General features: G+C 72.9%; 11 protein-coding genes. 8 read left to right on the plus strand and 3 right to left on the minus strand.

The genetic code is table 11. From position 1 onward, the window contains the following. The first annotated feature begins 68 nt into the window (after positions 1-68). From IE316_RS02960 to rbsD, 5 genes are all read left to right on the plus strand, one after another. Positions 69-1,112 carry a LacI family DNA-binding transcriptional regulator gene (locus IE316_RS02960; RefSeq protein WP_190202484.1) on the plus strand — a complete coding sequence of 348 codons (1,044 nt, stop codon included), beginning with the start codon at positions 69-71 and terminating at the stop codon, positions 1,110-1,112. Next, positions 1,109-2,635 carry a sugar ABC transporter ATP-binding protein gene (locus tag IE316_RS02965; RefSeq protein WP_190202485.1) on the plus strand — a complete coding sequence of 509 codons (1,527 nt, stop codon included), beginning with the start codon at positions 1,109-1,111 and terminating at the stop codon, positions 2,633-2,635. The genes IE316_RS02960 and IE316_RS02965 overlap by 4 nt, the downstream gene beginning before the upstream one ends. After that, positions 2,625-4,571: an ABC transporter permease/substrate-binding protein gene (locus IE316_RS02970; protein ID WP_190202486.1), complete on the plus strand. Its 1,947-nt coding sequence runs from the start codon at positions 2,625-2,627 to the stop codon at positions 4,569-4,571. The genes IE316_RS02965 and IE316_RS02970 overlap by 11 nt, the downstream gene beginning before the upstream one ends. Before the next feature lie 68 nt (positions 4,572-4,639). Further along, the gene (locus IE316_RS02975) at positions 4,640-5,542 is read left to right on the plus strand and encodes a ribokinase (RefSeq protein WP_190202487.1); all 903 of its coding nucleotides are present in this window, start codon (positions 4,640-4,642) and stop codon (positions 5,540-5,542) included. Beyond that, a complete protein-coding gene (rbsD, locus tag IE316_RS02980) occupies positions 5,539-5,928 on the plus strand; it encodes a D-ribose pyranase (protein WP_190202488.1) in 390 nt (129 codons plus the stop codon). The genes IE316_RS02975 and rbsD overlap by 4 nt, the downstream gene beginning before the upstream one ends. Positions 5,929-7,168: 1,240 nt before the next feature. Here the strand turns inward: rbsD and IE316_RS02985 are convergent. The 3 genes from IE316_RS02985 to IE316_RS02995 are packed head-to-tail and all read right to left on the minus strand — an operon-like array spanning position 7,169 to position 10,307. Further along, positions 7,169-8,002: a sugar phosphate isomerase/epimerase family protein gene (locus IE316_RS02985; RefSeq protein WP_190202489.1), complete on the minus strand. Its 834-nt coding sequence runs from the start codon at positions 8,000-8,002 to the stop codon at positions 7,169-7,171. After that, positions 7,999-9,159 carry a dihydrodipicolinate synthase family protein gene (locus IE316_RS02990; protein ID WP_190202490.1) on the minus strand — a complete coding sequence of 387 codons (1,161 nt, stop codon included), beginning with the start codon at positions 9,157-9,159 and terminating at the stop codon, positions 7,999-8,001. The genes IE316_RS02985 and IE316_RS02990 overlap by 4 nt, the downstream gene beginning before the upstream one ends. Next, on the minus strand, positions 9,156-10,307 hold the full coding sequence (locus IE316_RS02995) for a Gfo/Idh/MocA family protein (RefSeq protein WP_190202491.1): 1,152 nt from the start codon (positions 10,305-10,307) through the stop codon (positions 9,156-9,158). Before IE316_RS02995 ends, IE316_RS02990 begins: the two co-directional genes overlap by 4 nt. 243 nt (positions 10,308-10,550) lie before the next feature. On the opposite strand from IE316_RS02995, the gene IE316_RS03000 reads away from it, so the two are divergent. The 3 genes from IE316_RS03000 (at position 10,551) to IE316_RS03010 (ending at position 13,329) form a co-directional block, all read left to right on the plus strand. Further along, the gene (locus IE316_RS03000; RefSeq protein WP_190202492.1) at positions 10,551-11,597 is read left to right on the plus strand and encodes a LacI family DNA-binding transcriptional regulator; all 1,047 of its coding nucleotides are present in this window, start codon (positions 10,551-10,553) and stop codon (positions 11,595-11,597) included. Positions 11,598-11,892: 295 nt separating this feature from the next. Then, entirely contained in the window at positions 11,893-12,501 is a 609-nt protein-coding gene (locus tag IE316_RS03005) for a dihydrofolate reductase family protein (protein ID WP_190202493.1), read from the plus strand. A 30-nt stretch (positions 12,502-12,531) separates the two neighbouring features. Then, entirely contained in the window at positions 12,532-13,329 is a 798-nt protein-coding gene (locus tag IE316_RS03010; RefSeq protein ID WP_190202494.1) for a sugar phosphate isomerase/epimerase family protein, read from the plus strand. Positions 13,330-13,335: the final 6 nt, after the last annotated feature.

Genomic DNA, 13,335 nt, shown 5'->3' on the forward strand with positions numbered 1-13,335 from the left:
TTGCCCTGAGGGCGTGTAATCGATTCCAATCCCTCGTGTAATCGATTCCACGAGGAGGTGGAACGACGATGGCGAGCATCAAGGACGTTGCCGCCGAGGCCGGGGTGTCCGTGGCCACCGTGTCGCGTGTGCTCAACGGGCATCCGTCGGTCAGCGCTCAGGCGCGGACCCGGGTGCTGGCCGCCGTCGCGGCGCTGGGGTACCGGCCGAACGCCGTCGCGCGGTCGTTGCGCACCGACCAGACCCGCACCCTCGGCCTGGTCATCAGCGATGTGCTGAACCCGTACTTCACCGAGCTGGCGCGGTCCGTGGAGGAAGAGGCCCGCGCGCTCGGGTACAGCGTGATCATCGGAAACGCCGACGAGCGGCCCGAGTTGCAGGACCACCATGTGACGACGCTGCTGGACCGGCGTATCGACGGACTGCTGGTGTCGCCCACCGACGGCGGCTCCCCCCGCATGATCGAGGCCGCGCGGGGCGGCACGCCGATGGTGTTCGTGGACCGGTGGATACCCGGCGTCGACGTGCCGGTGGTGCGGTCGGACGGGCGGGAGGCGGTACGGGATCTCGTCGCGCATCTGCACGGGCTCGGCCACCGCAGGCTGGCGATCATCGCGGGGCCCGCGGCGACCACGACCGGCCGGGAGCGGGTGGACGCCTTCCGCGCGGCGCTCGGCGAGTTCGGGCTGCCGCTGCCCGACCCCTACATCGGGCAGGGCGACTTCCAGGCGGACAGCGGACGGCGGGTCACCGAGGGGTTCCTCGATCTGCCCGAGCCGCCCGAGGTGGTCTTCGCCGCCGACAACCTGATGGCGCTGGGCGCCCTGGACGCCGTACGGGCGCGGGGGCTGCGGGTGCCGGAGGACATCGCGCTGGCCGCGTTCGACGACATCCCGTGGTTCGTGCACACCGATCCGCCGGTCACCGCCATCGCCCAGCCCACGGGTGAGCTGGGGCGGGCCGCGGTACGGGCGCTGATCGACCGGATCGAGGGGCGGCGGCCGGAGTCGGTGGCGCTGCCCGCCCGGCTGGTGGTGCGGCGCTCCTGCGGGGCGCCCGGCCCCGCCTCCTCTGCCTCCCCTGCCTCTTCCGTACGAAGGAGTACGTCGTGAGCGACCCGGACGAGTTGCTGCGCATCGAGGGCGTCCGCAAGGTGTTCCCCGGCGTGGTCGCGCTCGACGGCGTGGATTTCGATCTGCGCCGGGGCGAGGTGCATGTGCTGCTCGGTGAGAACGGCGCGGGCAAGAGCACCCTGATCAAGATGCTGTCCGGCGCCCACACGCCCGACGCGGGCCGGATCCTCGTCGGTGGCGAGGAGGTCCGCATCCACGGGGCGCAGGACGCCGAGCGGCTCGGGATCGCCACCATCTACCAGGAGTTCAACCTGGTCCCGGACCTGACCGTGGCCGAGAACATCTTCCTCGGGCGGCAGCCCCGGCGGTTCGGGATGATCGACCGCAAGGCCATGGACGCCGCCGCGGCCGTGCTCCTGGAGCGGGTCGGGGTCGAGGTGTCGCCGCGCACCCGGGTGCGGGAACTGGGCATCGCGCGGCTGCAGATGGTGGAGATCGCCAAGGCGCTGAGCCTGGACGCCCGGGTGCTGATCATGGACGAGCCGACCGCCGTGCTCACCTCGGAGGAGGTGGAGAAGCTCTTCGCCATCGTGCGCAGGCTGCGCGAGGACGGCGTCGGGATCGTGTTCATCACCCATCACCTGGAGGAGATCGCCGCGCTCGGGGACCGGGTCACGGTGATCCGGGACGGGGCCAGTGTCGGGCAGGTGCCCGCCGCCACGCCCGAGGACGAGCTGGTACGGCTCATGGTGGGGCGGTCGATCGAGCAGCAGTACCCGCGCGAACGGGCGGCGGCCGGTGCGCCGTTGCTCACGGTGGAGGGGCTGACCCGGGACGGGGTCTTCCACGACGTGAGCTTCGAGGTGCGGGCCGGCGAGGTGGTCGGCATCGCGGGGCTGGTGGGGGCCGGGCGGACCGAGGTGGTCCGGGCCGTGTTCGGCGCCGACCCCTACGACACCGGCAGCGTGCGGGTCGGCGGCACACCGCTGCGCCGGCACGACGTGAACGCCGCGATGGCGGCCGGGATCGGCCTGGTGCCCGAGGACCGCAAGGGCCAGGGGCTGGTGCTGGACGCCTCCGTCGAGGAGAACCTCGGGCTGGTCACCCTCCGGTCGGCCTCCCGCGCGGGCCTGGTCGACCTCCGGGCGCAGCGCGAGTCGGCCGCCCGGATCGCCGGGCAGCTCGGCGTGCGCATGGCGGGCCTCGGCCAGCAGGTGCGCACCCTGTCCGGCGGCAACCAGCAGAAGGTCGTCATCGGCAAGTGGCTGCTGGCCGACACCAAGGTGCTGATCCTCGACGAGCCGACCCGGGGCATCGACGTCGGTGCCAAGGTCGAGATCTACCAGCTCGTCAACGAGCTGACCGCGCAGGGCGCCGCCGTCCTGATGATCTCCAGCGATCTGCCCGAGGTGCTCGGCATGAGCGACCGGGTGCTGGTGATGGCGCAGGGCCGGATCGCCGGCGAACTCACCGCCGCCGAGGCCACCCAGGACGCCGTGATGGCGCTCGCCGTCGGCACCACGAACCACAGCAACGGAACGGAGGCCCCCGGTGGCCACTGACACCCTCAAGAGCAAGCCGGGCGCCCCGGGCGGGCTGCGCCGCCTGCTGCTCGACAACGGCGCGCTGACCGCGCTGATCGTCCTCGTCATCGCCATGTCGGCGCTGTCCGGGGACTTCCTGACCACGGACAACCTGCTCAACGTCGGCGTGCAGGCGGCGGTGACCGCGATCCTGGCGTTCGGCGTCACCTTCGTGATCGTCTCGGCCGGCATCGACCTGTCGGTCGGTTCGGTGGCCGCGCTGTCGGCGACCGTGCTGGCGTGGACCGCCTCCCAGGCCGGGGTGCCGGTGCCGGTGGCCGTGCTGCTGGCGGTGCTGACCGGTGCCGCCTGCGGCCTGGTCAACGGCTTCCTCGTGTCGTACGGGAAGCTGCCGCCGTTCATCGCGACGCTGGCCATGCTGTCGGTGGGGCGCGGTCTGTCGCTGGTGATCTCGCAGGGGTCGCCGATCCCGTTCCCCGACTCGGTCTCGCACCTCGGGGACACGCTGGGCGGCTGGCTGCCCGCGCCGGTGCTGGTGATGATCGTGCTGGGGCTGGTGACGGCCCTGGTGCTGGGGCGGACGTACATCGGCCGGTCGATGTACGCGATCGGCGGCAACGAGGAGGCCGCGCGACTGTCGGGGCTGCGGGTGAAGCGGCAGAAGCTGGCGATCTACGCGTTCTCCGGGCTGTTCGCCGCCGCCGCGGGCATCGTGCTCGCCGCCCGGCTCTCCTCCGCGCAGCCGCAGGCCGCGCAGGGGTACGAGCTGGACGCCATCGCGGCGGTCGTCATCGGCGGGGCGTCGCTGGCGGGCGGCACCGGCAAGGCGTCGGGGACGCTGATCGGCGCGCTGATCCTGGCGGTGCTGCGCAACGGCCTCAACCTGCTGTCGGTGTCGGCGTTCTGGCAGCAGGTCGTCATCGGTGTCGTCATAGCCCTGGCGGTGCTGCTGGACACCGTGCGCCGCAAGGCGGGGGCGGCCCCGGCACCGGCCGGCGCCTCCTCCGGCGGCGGCAGGGGCAGGCAGGCGGTCACCTACGTGATCGCGGCCGTGGTCGCCGTCGCGGTGGCCGGCGCGACCTCGCTGCTGCACGGCGGCGCCGAGGCGGGCACCAGGCAGAAGATCGGCCTGTCGCTGTCGACGCTGAACAACCCCTTCTTCGTACAGATCCGGGCCGGCGCGCAGGAAGAGGCACGGAAGCTGGGCGTCGACCTGACCGTCACGGACGCGCAGAACGACGCCTCGCAGCAGGCCAACCAGGTGCAGAACTTCACCAGCGAGGGCCTGTCGGCGGTCGTGGTCAACCCGGTCGACTCCGACGCGGCCGGCCCCTCGGTGCGCTCGGCGAACAAGGCCGGCATCCCGGTCGTCGCCGTGGACCGCGGCGTCAACAAGGCGGACACGGCCGCGCTGGTCGCCTCCGACAACGTCGAGGGCGGTGAGCTGGGCGCGAAGGCGCTCGCCGAGAAGCTGGGCGGCAAGGGCACCATCGTGATCCTCCAGGGGCAGGCGGGCACCTCCGCCAGCCGGGAGCGCGGGGCGGGCTTCGCCGCCGGGCTGAAGAAGTACCCGGGGATCAAGGTGGTCGCCAAGCAGCCCGCGGACTTCGACCGCACCAAGGGCCTGGACGTGATGACCAACCTGCTCCAGGCTCATCCCGGCATCAGCGGCGTCTTCGCGGAGAACGACGAGATGGCGCTCGGCGCGATCAAGGCGCTGGGTGCCAAGGCCGGGAAGTCCGTGCAGGTCGTCGGCTTCGACGGCACGCCGGACGGGCTGAAGGCCGTCCAGGACGGCACGTTGTACGCGTCGGTGGCGCAGCAGCCGACGGAACTGGGCAGGATCGCCGTGGACAACGCGCTGCGGGCGGCCGAGGGGAAGCGGGTCGAGGAGACGGTGAAGGTCCCGGTGAAGGTCGTCACCCGGCAGAACGTGGCCGGCTTCGACGGCTGACACACAGCACCCGGGCGGGCGGTCGGCGCGACCGCCCGCCCCCGTGATTTCGAGCGGGGAGACAACCCATGTACGACTACGACCTGCTGATCGTGGGGTCGGCCAACGCCGACCTGGTGATCGGCGTCGAGCGGCGCCCGGCGGCCGGGGAGACGGTGCTCGGCTCCGACCTGGCCGTCCACCCCGGCGGCAAGGGCGCCAACCAGGCGGTCGCCGCCGCCCGGCTCGGCGCCCGTACGGCGCTGCTGGCCCGGGTCGGCGACGACGACCACGGCAAGCTGCTGCTGGACTCGCAGCGGACGGCCGGCGTCGACACGGTGGGCGTCCTGGTGGGCGAGGTGCCCACCGGGGTGGCGCTGATCACCGTGGACCCGTCCGGCGACAACAGCATCGTCGTCTCGCCGGGCGCCAATGGGCGGCTGACCCCCGGTGACATCCGGGCCGCGGCCAGCCTCTTCCACGCCTCCCGGGTGGTGTCCACGCAGTTGGAGATCCCGCTGGAGACGGTCGTGGAGGTGGTGCGCAGCCTGGCGCCGGGCAGCCGCTTCGTCCTCAACCCGTCCCCGCCGCGGGCGCTGCCCCGCGAGGTGCTGGACGCCTGCGACCCGCTGATCGTCAACGAGCACGAGGCGAAGGTGATCCTCGGGACCTCGCGCGTGGGTGACACCCCCGAGGACTGGGCCCGCATCCTGCTCGCCAAGGGTCCCCGCTCGGTGGTGATCACCCTGGGCGCCGAGGGCGCGCTGGTGGCGTCGGCGGACGGGGCCCGGCGGATTCCGGCGGTCCGGGTCGACCCGGTCGACACCACGGGCGCGGGCGACGCGTTCACCGCCGCGCTGGCCTGGCGCCTTGGCACCGGCGAGTCCCTGGCGGAGGCGGCGGCGTACGCGGCCCGGGTCGGCGCGGCGGCGGTCACGAAGGCGGGGGCGCAAGCCTCGTATCCGACGGCGGCGGAGGTCGAGGCCCTGTGAAGAAGGCCGGGATACTCAACCGCCACCTCGCCGGTGCCCTCGCCGAACTGGGCCACGGCGACGGGGTGCTGGTGTGCGACGCGGGGATGCCGATCCCGGCCGGCCCGCGCGTGGTGGACCTGGCGTTCCGGGCCGGGGTGCCGTCGTTCGCGGAGGTCGTCGACGGGCTGCTGGCGGAGCTGGTCGTGGAGGGCGCGACGGCCGCCGAGGAGGTACGGACGGCGAACCCGGCGGCGGCGGCCCTGCTCGACGGGCACTTCCCCGCCCTGGACCTGGTCCCGCACGAGCGCCTGAAGCACCTGTCGGCGGGCGCCCGCCTGGTGGTGCGGACCGGGGAGGCCCGGCCGTACGCCAATGTGCTGCTGCGGTGCGGGGTGTTCTTCTAGCCCCGTGTTCTTCTGGCGCCGTGTTCTTCCGGCGGCCGGTCGTGCCGGGCCCGTCATGATTCGAGGGGGCCCGGTCGCCGACCGGGCCCCCTCGGGTTTCCCCTCCTGCCAGGACACCCGTGATCCCCCCCGAGATCCCCCCGGGGTGTCCTGATGCCAAGTACGACCCGTCGGGTGGGGGAAGGGTTGCACGGGTGCCCGGGTTTTTTTCGGTGCCCGGTCGTGCTCTCGTTCCCTTCGCAAACTGAGCGCTTGCTGAGCGGCGTCGACCGGTCGGTGGCCCAACGTGGCCGGTCCGCCCGACCGGAGGGGGCCGTGCGGCGATCATTGCTGACGGAAGTACGGATTTTGACGGAGGTTCCGTCATCTTGCGGGTGTGAGATACGCGACTTCCGGTCCCGGAACTGGCACCCCGTCACGTCAGACGCATATGCAACGGCACTGGCAGTCGCCTTGATCGCCACAACCGTGGCATCCGGGTCAACCGGCCCGGCACGGCGTGCCCTTCCGGTGGGGAGGTGATCACCCTCAGGAGTGGGCCGGACTCGCCGTGGTTGTCGCTGGTGACCGGTACTGTATGGCGCTATCACCGCTCCCCGGCCCGGCCGCGCCTCGTGGGCTCCCTCGCGAGGTTCACGAACGTGGACCAGAAAGGGGAACGGCCTGATGGCTGCAGAGCCAGAAGGGCACCGGAACACCAAAGCGGACCGGTTCTACAACAAGGTCCGCTGGCTCGGGCCGCTCGCCGGGATCTACAAGATCCTGCGGGAGCTGCTGAGCCACTGAGGGAAGAGCCCCGGCCCGAGGGCCGGGGCCCAGCCCGTTCTGGTGCTGTCGGAGAGCCTCATCTCGGTAGCTGGCCAGCCTCGGAGATGGGGCTCTCACTCTGCCCGCGGCGCTCCCGTGAGCCCGCCGAAAGGGCGGGAATGCACGTGCAGCGCGTACGCGCAGCCCCCATCTTGCCTTGCGAGGGAGGGCGTATGCGAGACCTGCCGACGGGTTGAGAGAGTGAACGGATATCTGTTTTCGGTGCGCAATCGGGCATTCGGCCAGTTCAGAAATGCGTTCCTGATCCGCCGGGGTGACGCATACCACAGAGGGAATTACGGCATCCGCTCCGGCCGATGCGGAACGGATGTCCTGTACGCCCCGGTCTACCGTCCGGTATTCGGAGTATCCGGATAACGGCCGCATATGCTACAGCACGGCACTGACGGTGTGGTTCATGTCCTTGGCTCCCTCACAGCGCCGTGTGCGTCACGAACCGGTGGGCCGTCTCGGCCAGCACCTCCCGGCCGTCGCGGGACCACAGCGCCTCGTTGAACAGCTCGACCTCGATCGGGCCGGTGTAGCCGGCCGCCTCGACATGGCCCTGCCACTCGCGCAGGTCGATCGAGCCGTCGCCGAGCTGGCCCCGGCCGTTGAGGACGCCCTCGGGCAGGGGGGTGGTCCAGTCGGCGAGCTGGAAGGTGTGGATGCGGCCGCCCGCGCCCGCCCGGGCGATCTCCGCGGGCGCCCGGTCGTCCCACCAGACGTGGTACGTGTCGACGGTGACGCCGACCTGGTGGGCGGGGAAGCGTTCGGCGAGGTCCAGGGCCTGCGTCAGGGTGGAGACCACACAGCGGTCGGCCGCGTACATGGGGTGCAGCGGCTCGATGGCCAGGCGGACGCCGTGTTCCCCGGCGTAGGGGGCGAGTTCGGCGAGCGCGTCGGCGATGCGTTCGCGGGCGGCGGCCAGGCTCCGCTCGCCCGGGGGCAGGCCGCCGGAGACCAGCACCAGGGTGTCGGTGCCGAGCGCGGCGGCCTCGTCGACCGCCCGCCGGTTGTCGGCCAGGGCCGCGGCCCGCGCCTCCGGGTCGGTGGCGGTGAGGAAGCCGCCCCGGCACAGGGTGGTGACGGTCAGGCCCGCGTCGCGGACCAGCTTGGCCGCCGCTGCCACGCCGTACTCCTGGACGGGTTCGCGCCACAGGCCCACGTTGATCACGCCCAGGTCGCGGCAGGCGGCGGCCAGGTCGGGCAGGGTGAGCTGCTTGACCGTCATCTGGTTGATGCTGAAGCGTGCGAGATCGGTCACCGGTCGACTCCGTACAGGGCGAGCAGGGTCCGCATCCGCTCCTCGGCGAGCTTGGGGTCGGGGAACAGGCCCAGACCGTCGGCGAGTTCGTAGGCGCGGGCGAGGTGGGGCAGGGAACGGGCCGACTGCAGGCCGCCGACCATGGTGAAGTGGCGCTGGTGGCCGGCCAGCCAGGCGAGGAACACCACGCCCGTCTTGTAGAACCGGGTCGGAGCCTGGAAGAGGTGGCGGGAGAGCTCCACCGTGGGGTCGAGCAGGGCGCGGAAGCCCGGCACGTCCCCCGTGTCCAGGACCCGGACCGCCTCGGCGGCCAGCGGGCCCAGCGGGTCGAAGATGCCGAGCAGGGCGTGGCTGAAGCCCTGCTCGTCCCCGGCGATCAGCTCCGGGTAGTGGAAGTCGTCGCCGGTGTAGCAGCGCACGCCGTGCGGGAGGCGGCGGCGCAGCTCGACCTCGCGCCGGGCGTCGAGCAGCGAGACCTTGATGCCGTCGACCTTGTCGGGGTGGGCGGCGATGACCTCCAGGAAGGTGCCGGTCGCCGCGTCCAGGTCGGACGAGCCCCAGTAGCCCTCCAGCGCCGGGTCGAACATGGGGCCGAGCCAGTGCAGGACGACCGGCTCGGCGGCCTGGCGCAGCAGGTGGCCGTAGACCTCCAGGTAGTCCTCGGGGCCGCGGGCCGTGGCGGCCAGGGCGCGGGAGGCCATCAGGATGGCCTGGGCGCCCGCCTCCTCGACGACCGCGAGCTGCTCCTCGTAGGCGGCGCGGATCTCCGCGAGGGTGCGGGGGCCGGCGGGGGCGAGCTGGTCGGTGCCCACACCGCAGGCGATCCGGCCGCCGGTGGCCCGGGCCTCGGCGGCGGAGCGGCGGATCAGCTCGGCCGCGCCCGCCCAGTCCAGGCCCATGCCGCGCTGGGCGGTGTCCATCGCCTCGGCGACGCCCAGGCCGTGCGACCACAGGTGGCGGCGGAAGGCGAGGGTGGCGTCCCAGTCGACGGCGGCCGGCGCGTCGGGACTCACATCGGCGTACGGGTCGGCGACGACGTGCGCCGCGGAGAAGACCGTACGCGAGGTGAAAGCGCTTCCGGGGGTGAGGGCGAGGGCCTCGCCGCGGGGTTCGTACGCCCGCAGTGTGCCGTCGGCGCCCGGCAGGTGGAGGGTCACAGCGCGATCTCCGGTACGTCGAGACGGCGGCCCTCGGCCGAGGAGCGCAGGCCCAGCTCGGCCAACTGCACACCGCGGGCGCCGGCCAGCAGGTCCCAGTGGTAGGGGGCGTCGGCGTACACGTGCTTGAGGAACAGCTCCCACTGGGCCTTGAAGCCGTTGTCGAACTCCCCGTTGTCCGGGACCTCCTGCCACTGGTCGCGGAAGACCTCGGTGGCGGGGATGTCCGGGTTCCAGACCGGCTTGGGGGTGGCGCTGCGGTGCTGGACGCGGCAGTCGCGCAGCCCGGCGACGGCGGAGCCCTCGGTGCCGTCGACCTGGAACTCGACCAGCTCGTCGCGGTGGACGCGCACCGCCCAGGAGGAGTTGATCTGCGCGATGGCGCCGCCCTCCAGCTCGAAGATGCCGTACGCGGCGTCGTCGGCGGTGGCGTCGTAGGGCTTGCCGTTCTCGTCCCAGCGCTGCGGGATGTGGGTGGCGGTGACGGCCTGCACCGACCGCACCCGGCCGAACAGCTCGTGCAGCACGTACTCCCAGTGCGGGAACATGTCGACGACGATGCCGCCGCCGTCCTCCGCGCGGTAGTTCCAGGACGGGCGCTGGGCCTCCTGCCAGTCGCCCTCGAAGACCCAGTAGCCGAACTCGCCGCGCACGGAGAGGATCCGGCCGAAGAAGCCGCCGTCGATGAGCCGCTTGAGCTTGAGCAGGCCCGGCAGGAACAGCTTGTCCTGGACGACGCCGTGCTTGACGCCCTTCTCCGCGGCCAGCCGGGCGAGTTCGAGGGCGCCGTCGAGGCCGGTGGCGGTGGGCTTCTCGGTGTAGATGTGCTTGCCGGCGGCGATCGCCTTGCGGATCGCCTCCTCGCGGGCCGAGGTCACCTGCGCGTCGAAGTAGACGTCGACGCCGTCGTCGGCGAGGACCGCGTCCAGGTCGGTCGAGACGTGCTCCAGGCCGTGCCGGTCGGCGAGCGCCCGCAGCGCGTGCTCGCGGCGGCCGACCAGGACCGGCTCCGGCCACAGCACGGTGCCGTCGCCGAGGTCGAGGCCGCCCTGTTCGCGCAGGGCCAGGATGGAGCGGACCAGGTGCTGGCGGTAGCCCATGCGCCCGGTCACACCGTTCATGGCGATACGCACCGTCTTGCGTGTCACGTCATTCCCTTCGTACACGGTCCGTGCGCCGCCATCGCCGGGACGGGCGTGATAGCAAGCGCTTTCTATCTGATACGAAGCTAGCCTGTGCACGGTGGTCTGGACAAGACCGCGGCCGGGGTTCGACGGGCGGCTTCAGGACGACGCGGCTCCAGGACGACGGGGCTTCGGTGCGACGCGGCTCGAGGACCACGGGGCTTCAGTGCGACGCGGCTCCAGGACGACGAGGCGGAGGACGAGGACATGACGGTGACCCTGGCGGACGTGGCGGCCCGCGCGCAGGTCTCCCCCGCGACGGTGTCGCGCGTGCTGAACGGGAACTATCCCGTCGCCGCGTCCACCCGCGAACGGGTGCTGAAGGCGGTCGACGAGCTGGACTACGTGCTCAACGGCCCCGCCAGCGCGCTGGCCGCCGCCACCTCCGACCTGGTCGGCATCCTGGTCAACGACATCGCCGACCCGTTCTTCGGGATCATGGCGGGCGCGATCCAGTCGGAGATCGGCGGGCCCGGCGGCCGGGCCGGCGGCGAGCGGCTCGCGGTGGTCTGCAACACCGGCGGCTCGCCGGAGCGCGAGCTGACCTACCTCACGCTGCTGCAACGGCAGCGGGCGGCGGCCGTGGTGCTGACCGGCGGGGCGGTGGAGGACGCGCCGCACAAGGCGGCCGTGGCGGCGAAGCTGCGCAGGCTCGGGGAGGCCGGGACCCGGGTGGTGCTGTGCGGGCGGCCCCCGGCGCCGGACACCGGGGCGATCGCGCTGACCTTCGACAACCGGGGCGGTGGACGGGAGCTGACCGAGCACCTGATCGGGCTCGGCCACCGCAGGCTCGGCTACATCGCGGGCCCCGAGGAGCGCACGACCACCCGGCACCGGCTGGAGGGCCACCGCGCCGCGCTCGCCGCGCACGGCATCGCCGAGGACCCGCGCTGGACCGTCCACGGCCGCTACGACCGGCGGTCCGGCTACGAGGCCACCCTCGAACTCCTGCGCAGGGACCCGTCGTTGACCGCCGTGGTCGCCGCGAATGACTCCGTCGCGCTGGGCGCGTGCGCGGCGCTGCGGGAGGCCGGGCTGCGGATCCCGGCGGACGTGTCGGTGGCCGGGTTCGACGACCTGCCGTTCAGCATCGACGCGGTACCGGCGCTGACGACGGTCCGGCTGCCGCTGGCCGAGGCGGGGGCGCGGGCCGGGCGGATCGCGATGGGGCGGGAGGAGGCGCCGCCCGGGGGGATCGCGGTGGTGCGGGGGGAGCTGATGGTACGGGGGTCCTGCGGACGGCCTCGGGGGTGAGGCTCCTTCTGGTGTGACCCGGCGTCCGTGCGGGCGCCGTCCGGGGGCTGCCGCCCCCGGGCCCCCGCATCGGCCTGCGGCCTCGTCCTCGAACGCCGGACGGGCTGGGTGTCGCCGTCGCCGGGCAGTCCGGAAGGTCGCCGTCGTCGGACGGGCTGGAGTGTCGCCTCCGTCGGATGGGGCGCGGGGTGCGATGCGGCGTACGGGTCGGGAGATCGTCTGCGTACCGATGACTTTGCGAGCCGTGGGCGGTCTGATGTGCGTAGCTGTTCTGACGACCTTCAGGAGTGACCCGGTGCGTATCGTGATCAGTGAGTTCATCAGCCTCGACGGGGTCGTGCAGGCGCCGGGTGGGCCAAAGGAGGACACCGACGGCGGGTTCGCGCACGGGGGCTGGACGCATCCGTACTTCGACCCGGAGGTGGTCGGCGGGTTCTTCGACGAGGCGCTGCGCGGGGCCGAGGCGCTGCTGTACGGGCGGCGGACCTGGCAGGTGATGGCGCAGGCGTGGCCCGCGCAGGCCGGTGATCCCTTCGCCGACCGGATCAACGCGCTGCCGAAGTACGTCGTCTCCGACACCCTCGGCGACGCCGACATGGTGTGGAACACCACCCGTATCCCCGGCGCGGAAGCGCTCTCGGAGCTGCGCGGGCTGCGGGCGGCGGGCGGGGACGGCGGGCTGCTGCTCATGGGCAGCCCCTCGCTGGTCAGGCCGCTGCTCAGCGCGGGCCTCGTGGACGAACTGCGGCTGGTGGTGATGCCGGTGATCCTCGGCGGCGGCAAGAGCATCTTCCCCGCCGACGGTGCGCTGCGGGCGTTCGAGCTGGTCTCCGCGGCCGCCGCGCCGACCGGCGCCCAGGTGTGCGTGTACCGCGCGGCAGCGCCGGACGTGACACCGGAGTGACGGGCGTTCTGGCGGGTAGGGTCCGATGACATGAAGCTGGCGTTCTCCACCCTCGGCGTCCCCGGTCTGCCCGTCACCGAGGTACTGCGGCTCGCGACCGAGCACGGCTACCACGGTGTCGAACTCCGCGCCCACCCCGAGGAACCGGTCCATCCAGGGCTGCCCCCCGCCGAACGGGCCGCGGTGGCAGCCGAGTTCGCGGCGGCGGGCGTCGAGATCCTCTGCGTCGCCGGGTACACGCGGGTCGCCGCCCCCGGTGACGACGGACCCGTCCTCGCCGAACTGCGCGACCTGCTGGGCCTCGCCCGCGACCTGGGCGCCCCGTACGTCCGGGTCTTCCCCGGCGGCGGCGACCTGAGCCCCGAGGAGGCCGACGCGACGGCCGCGCGGCGGCTGGGCACGGCCGCCGAGGAGGCCACCGACGCGGGGGTGCGGATCCTGCTGGAGACCCATGACTCGCACCGCACCGGCGCCGACGCGATGCGCGTCCTCGGCCTGGTCGGCCACCGGCAGGCCGGTGCCGTGTGGGACGTGATGCACACCTGGCTGGGCGGTGAGCAGCCGTTAAACTCCTTCGCGGCCCTCTCCCCCCACCTGGGCTACCTCCAGGTCAAGGACATCGCCTCCGCCGAGGACACCACGCCGCTGCCGCTGGGCGCCGGGGTGCTGCCGCTCGCCGAGTGCGTGGACGTGCTCGCCCGGCACGACTGGGAGGGCTGGCTGTGCTGGGAGTACGAGAAGCGGTGGTACGAGGACGCCGCCCCGCTGCCCGGGCTGCTGGACGCGGGGCGCCGCCACCTGGACAAGCTGCTGAGCGAGGCCGCGTGATCCGAC

It is taken from the genome of Streptomyces fumanus (genome assembly GCF_014655295.1).
GTDB lineage: Bacteria > Actinomycetota > Actinomycetes > Streptomycetales > Streptomycetaceae > Streptomyces > Streptomyces fumanus.

What these genes read in the sequence shown, in the direction of transcription:
- IE316_RS02960 (WP_190202484.1), top strand. Translation starts at nt 69, where the DNA reads ATGGCGAGCATCAAGGACGTTGCCGCCGAGGCCGGGGTGTCCGTGGCC.
- IE316_RS02975 (WP_190202487.1), top strand. Translation starts at nt 4,640, where the DNA reads ATGTACGACTACGACCTGCTGATCGTGGGGTCGGCCAACGCCGACCTG.
- IE316_RS03000 (WP_190202492.1), top strand. Translation starts at nt 10,551, where the DNA reads ATGACGGTGACCCTGGCGGACGTGGCGGCCCGCGCGCAGGTCTCCCCC.
- IE316_RS03010 (WP_190202494.1), top strand. Translation starts at nt 12,532, where the DNA reads ATGAAGCTGGCGTTCTCCACCCTCGGCGTCCCCGGTCTGCCCGTCACC.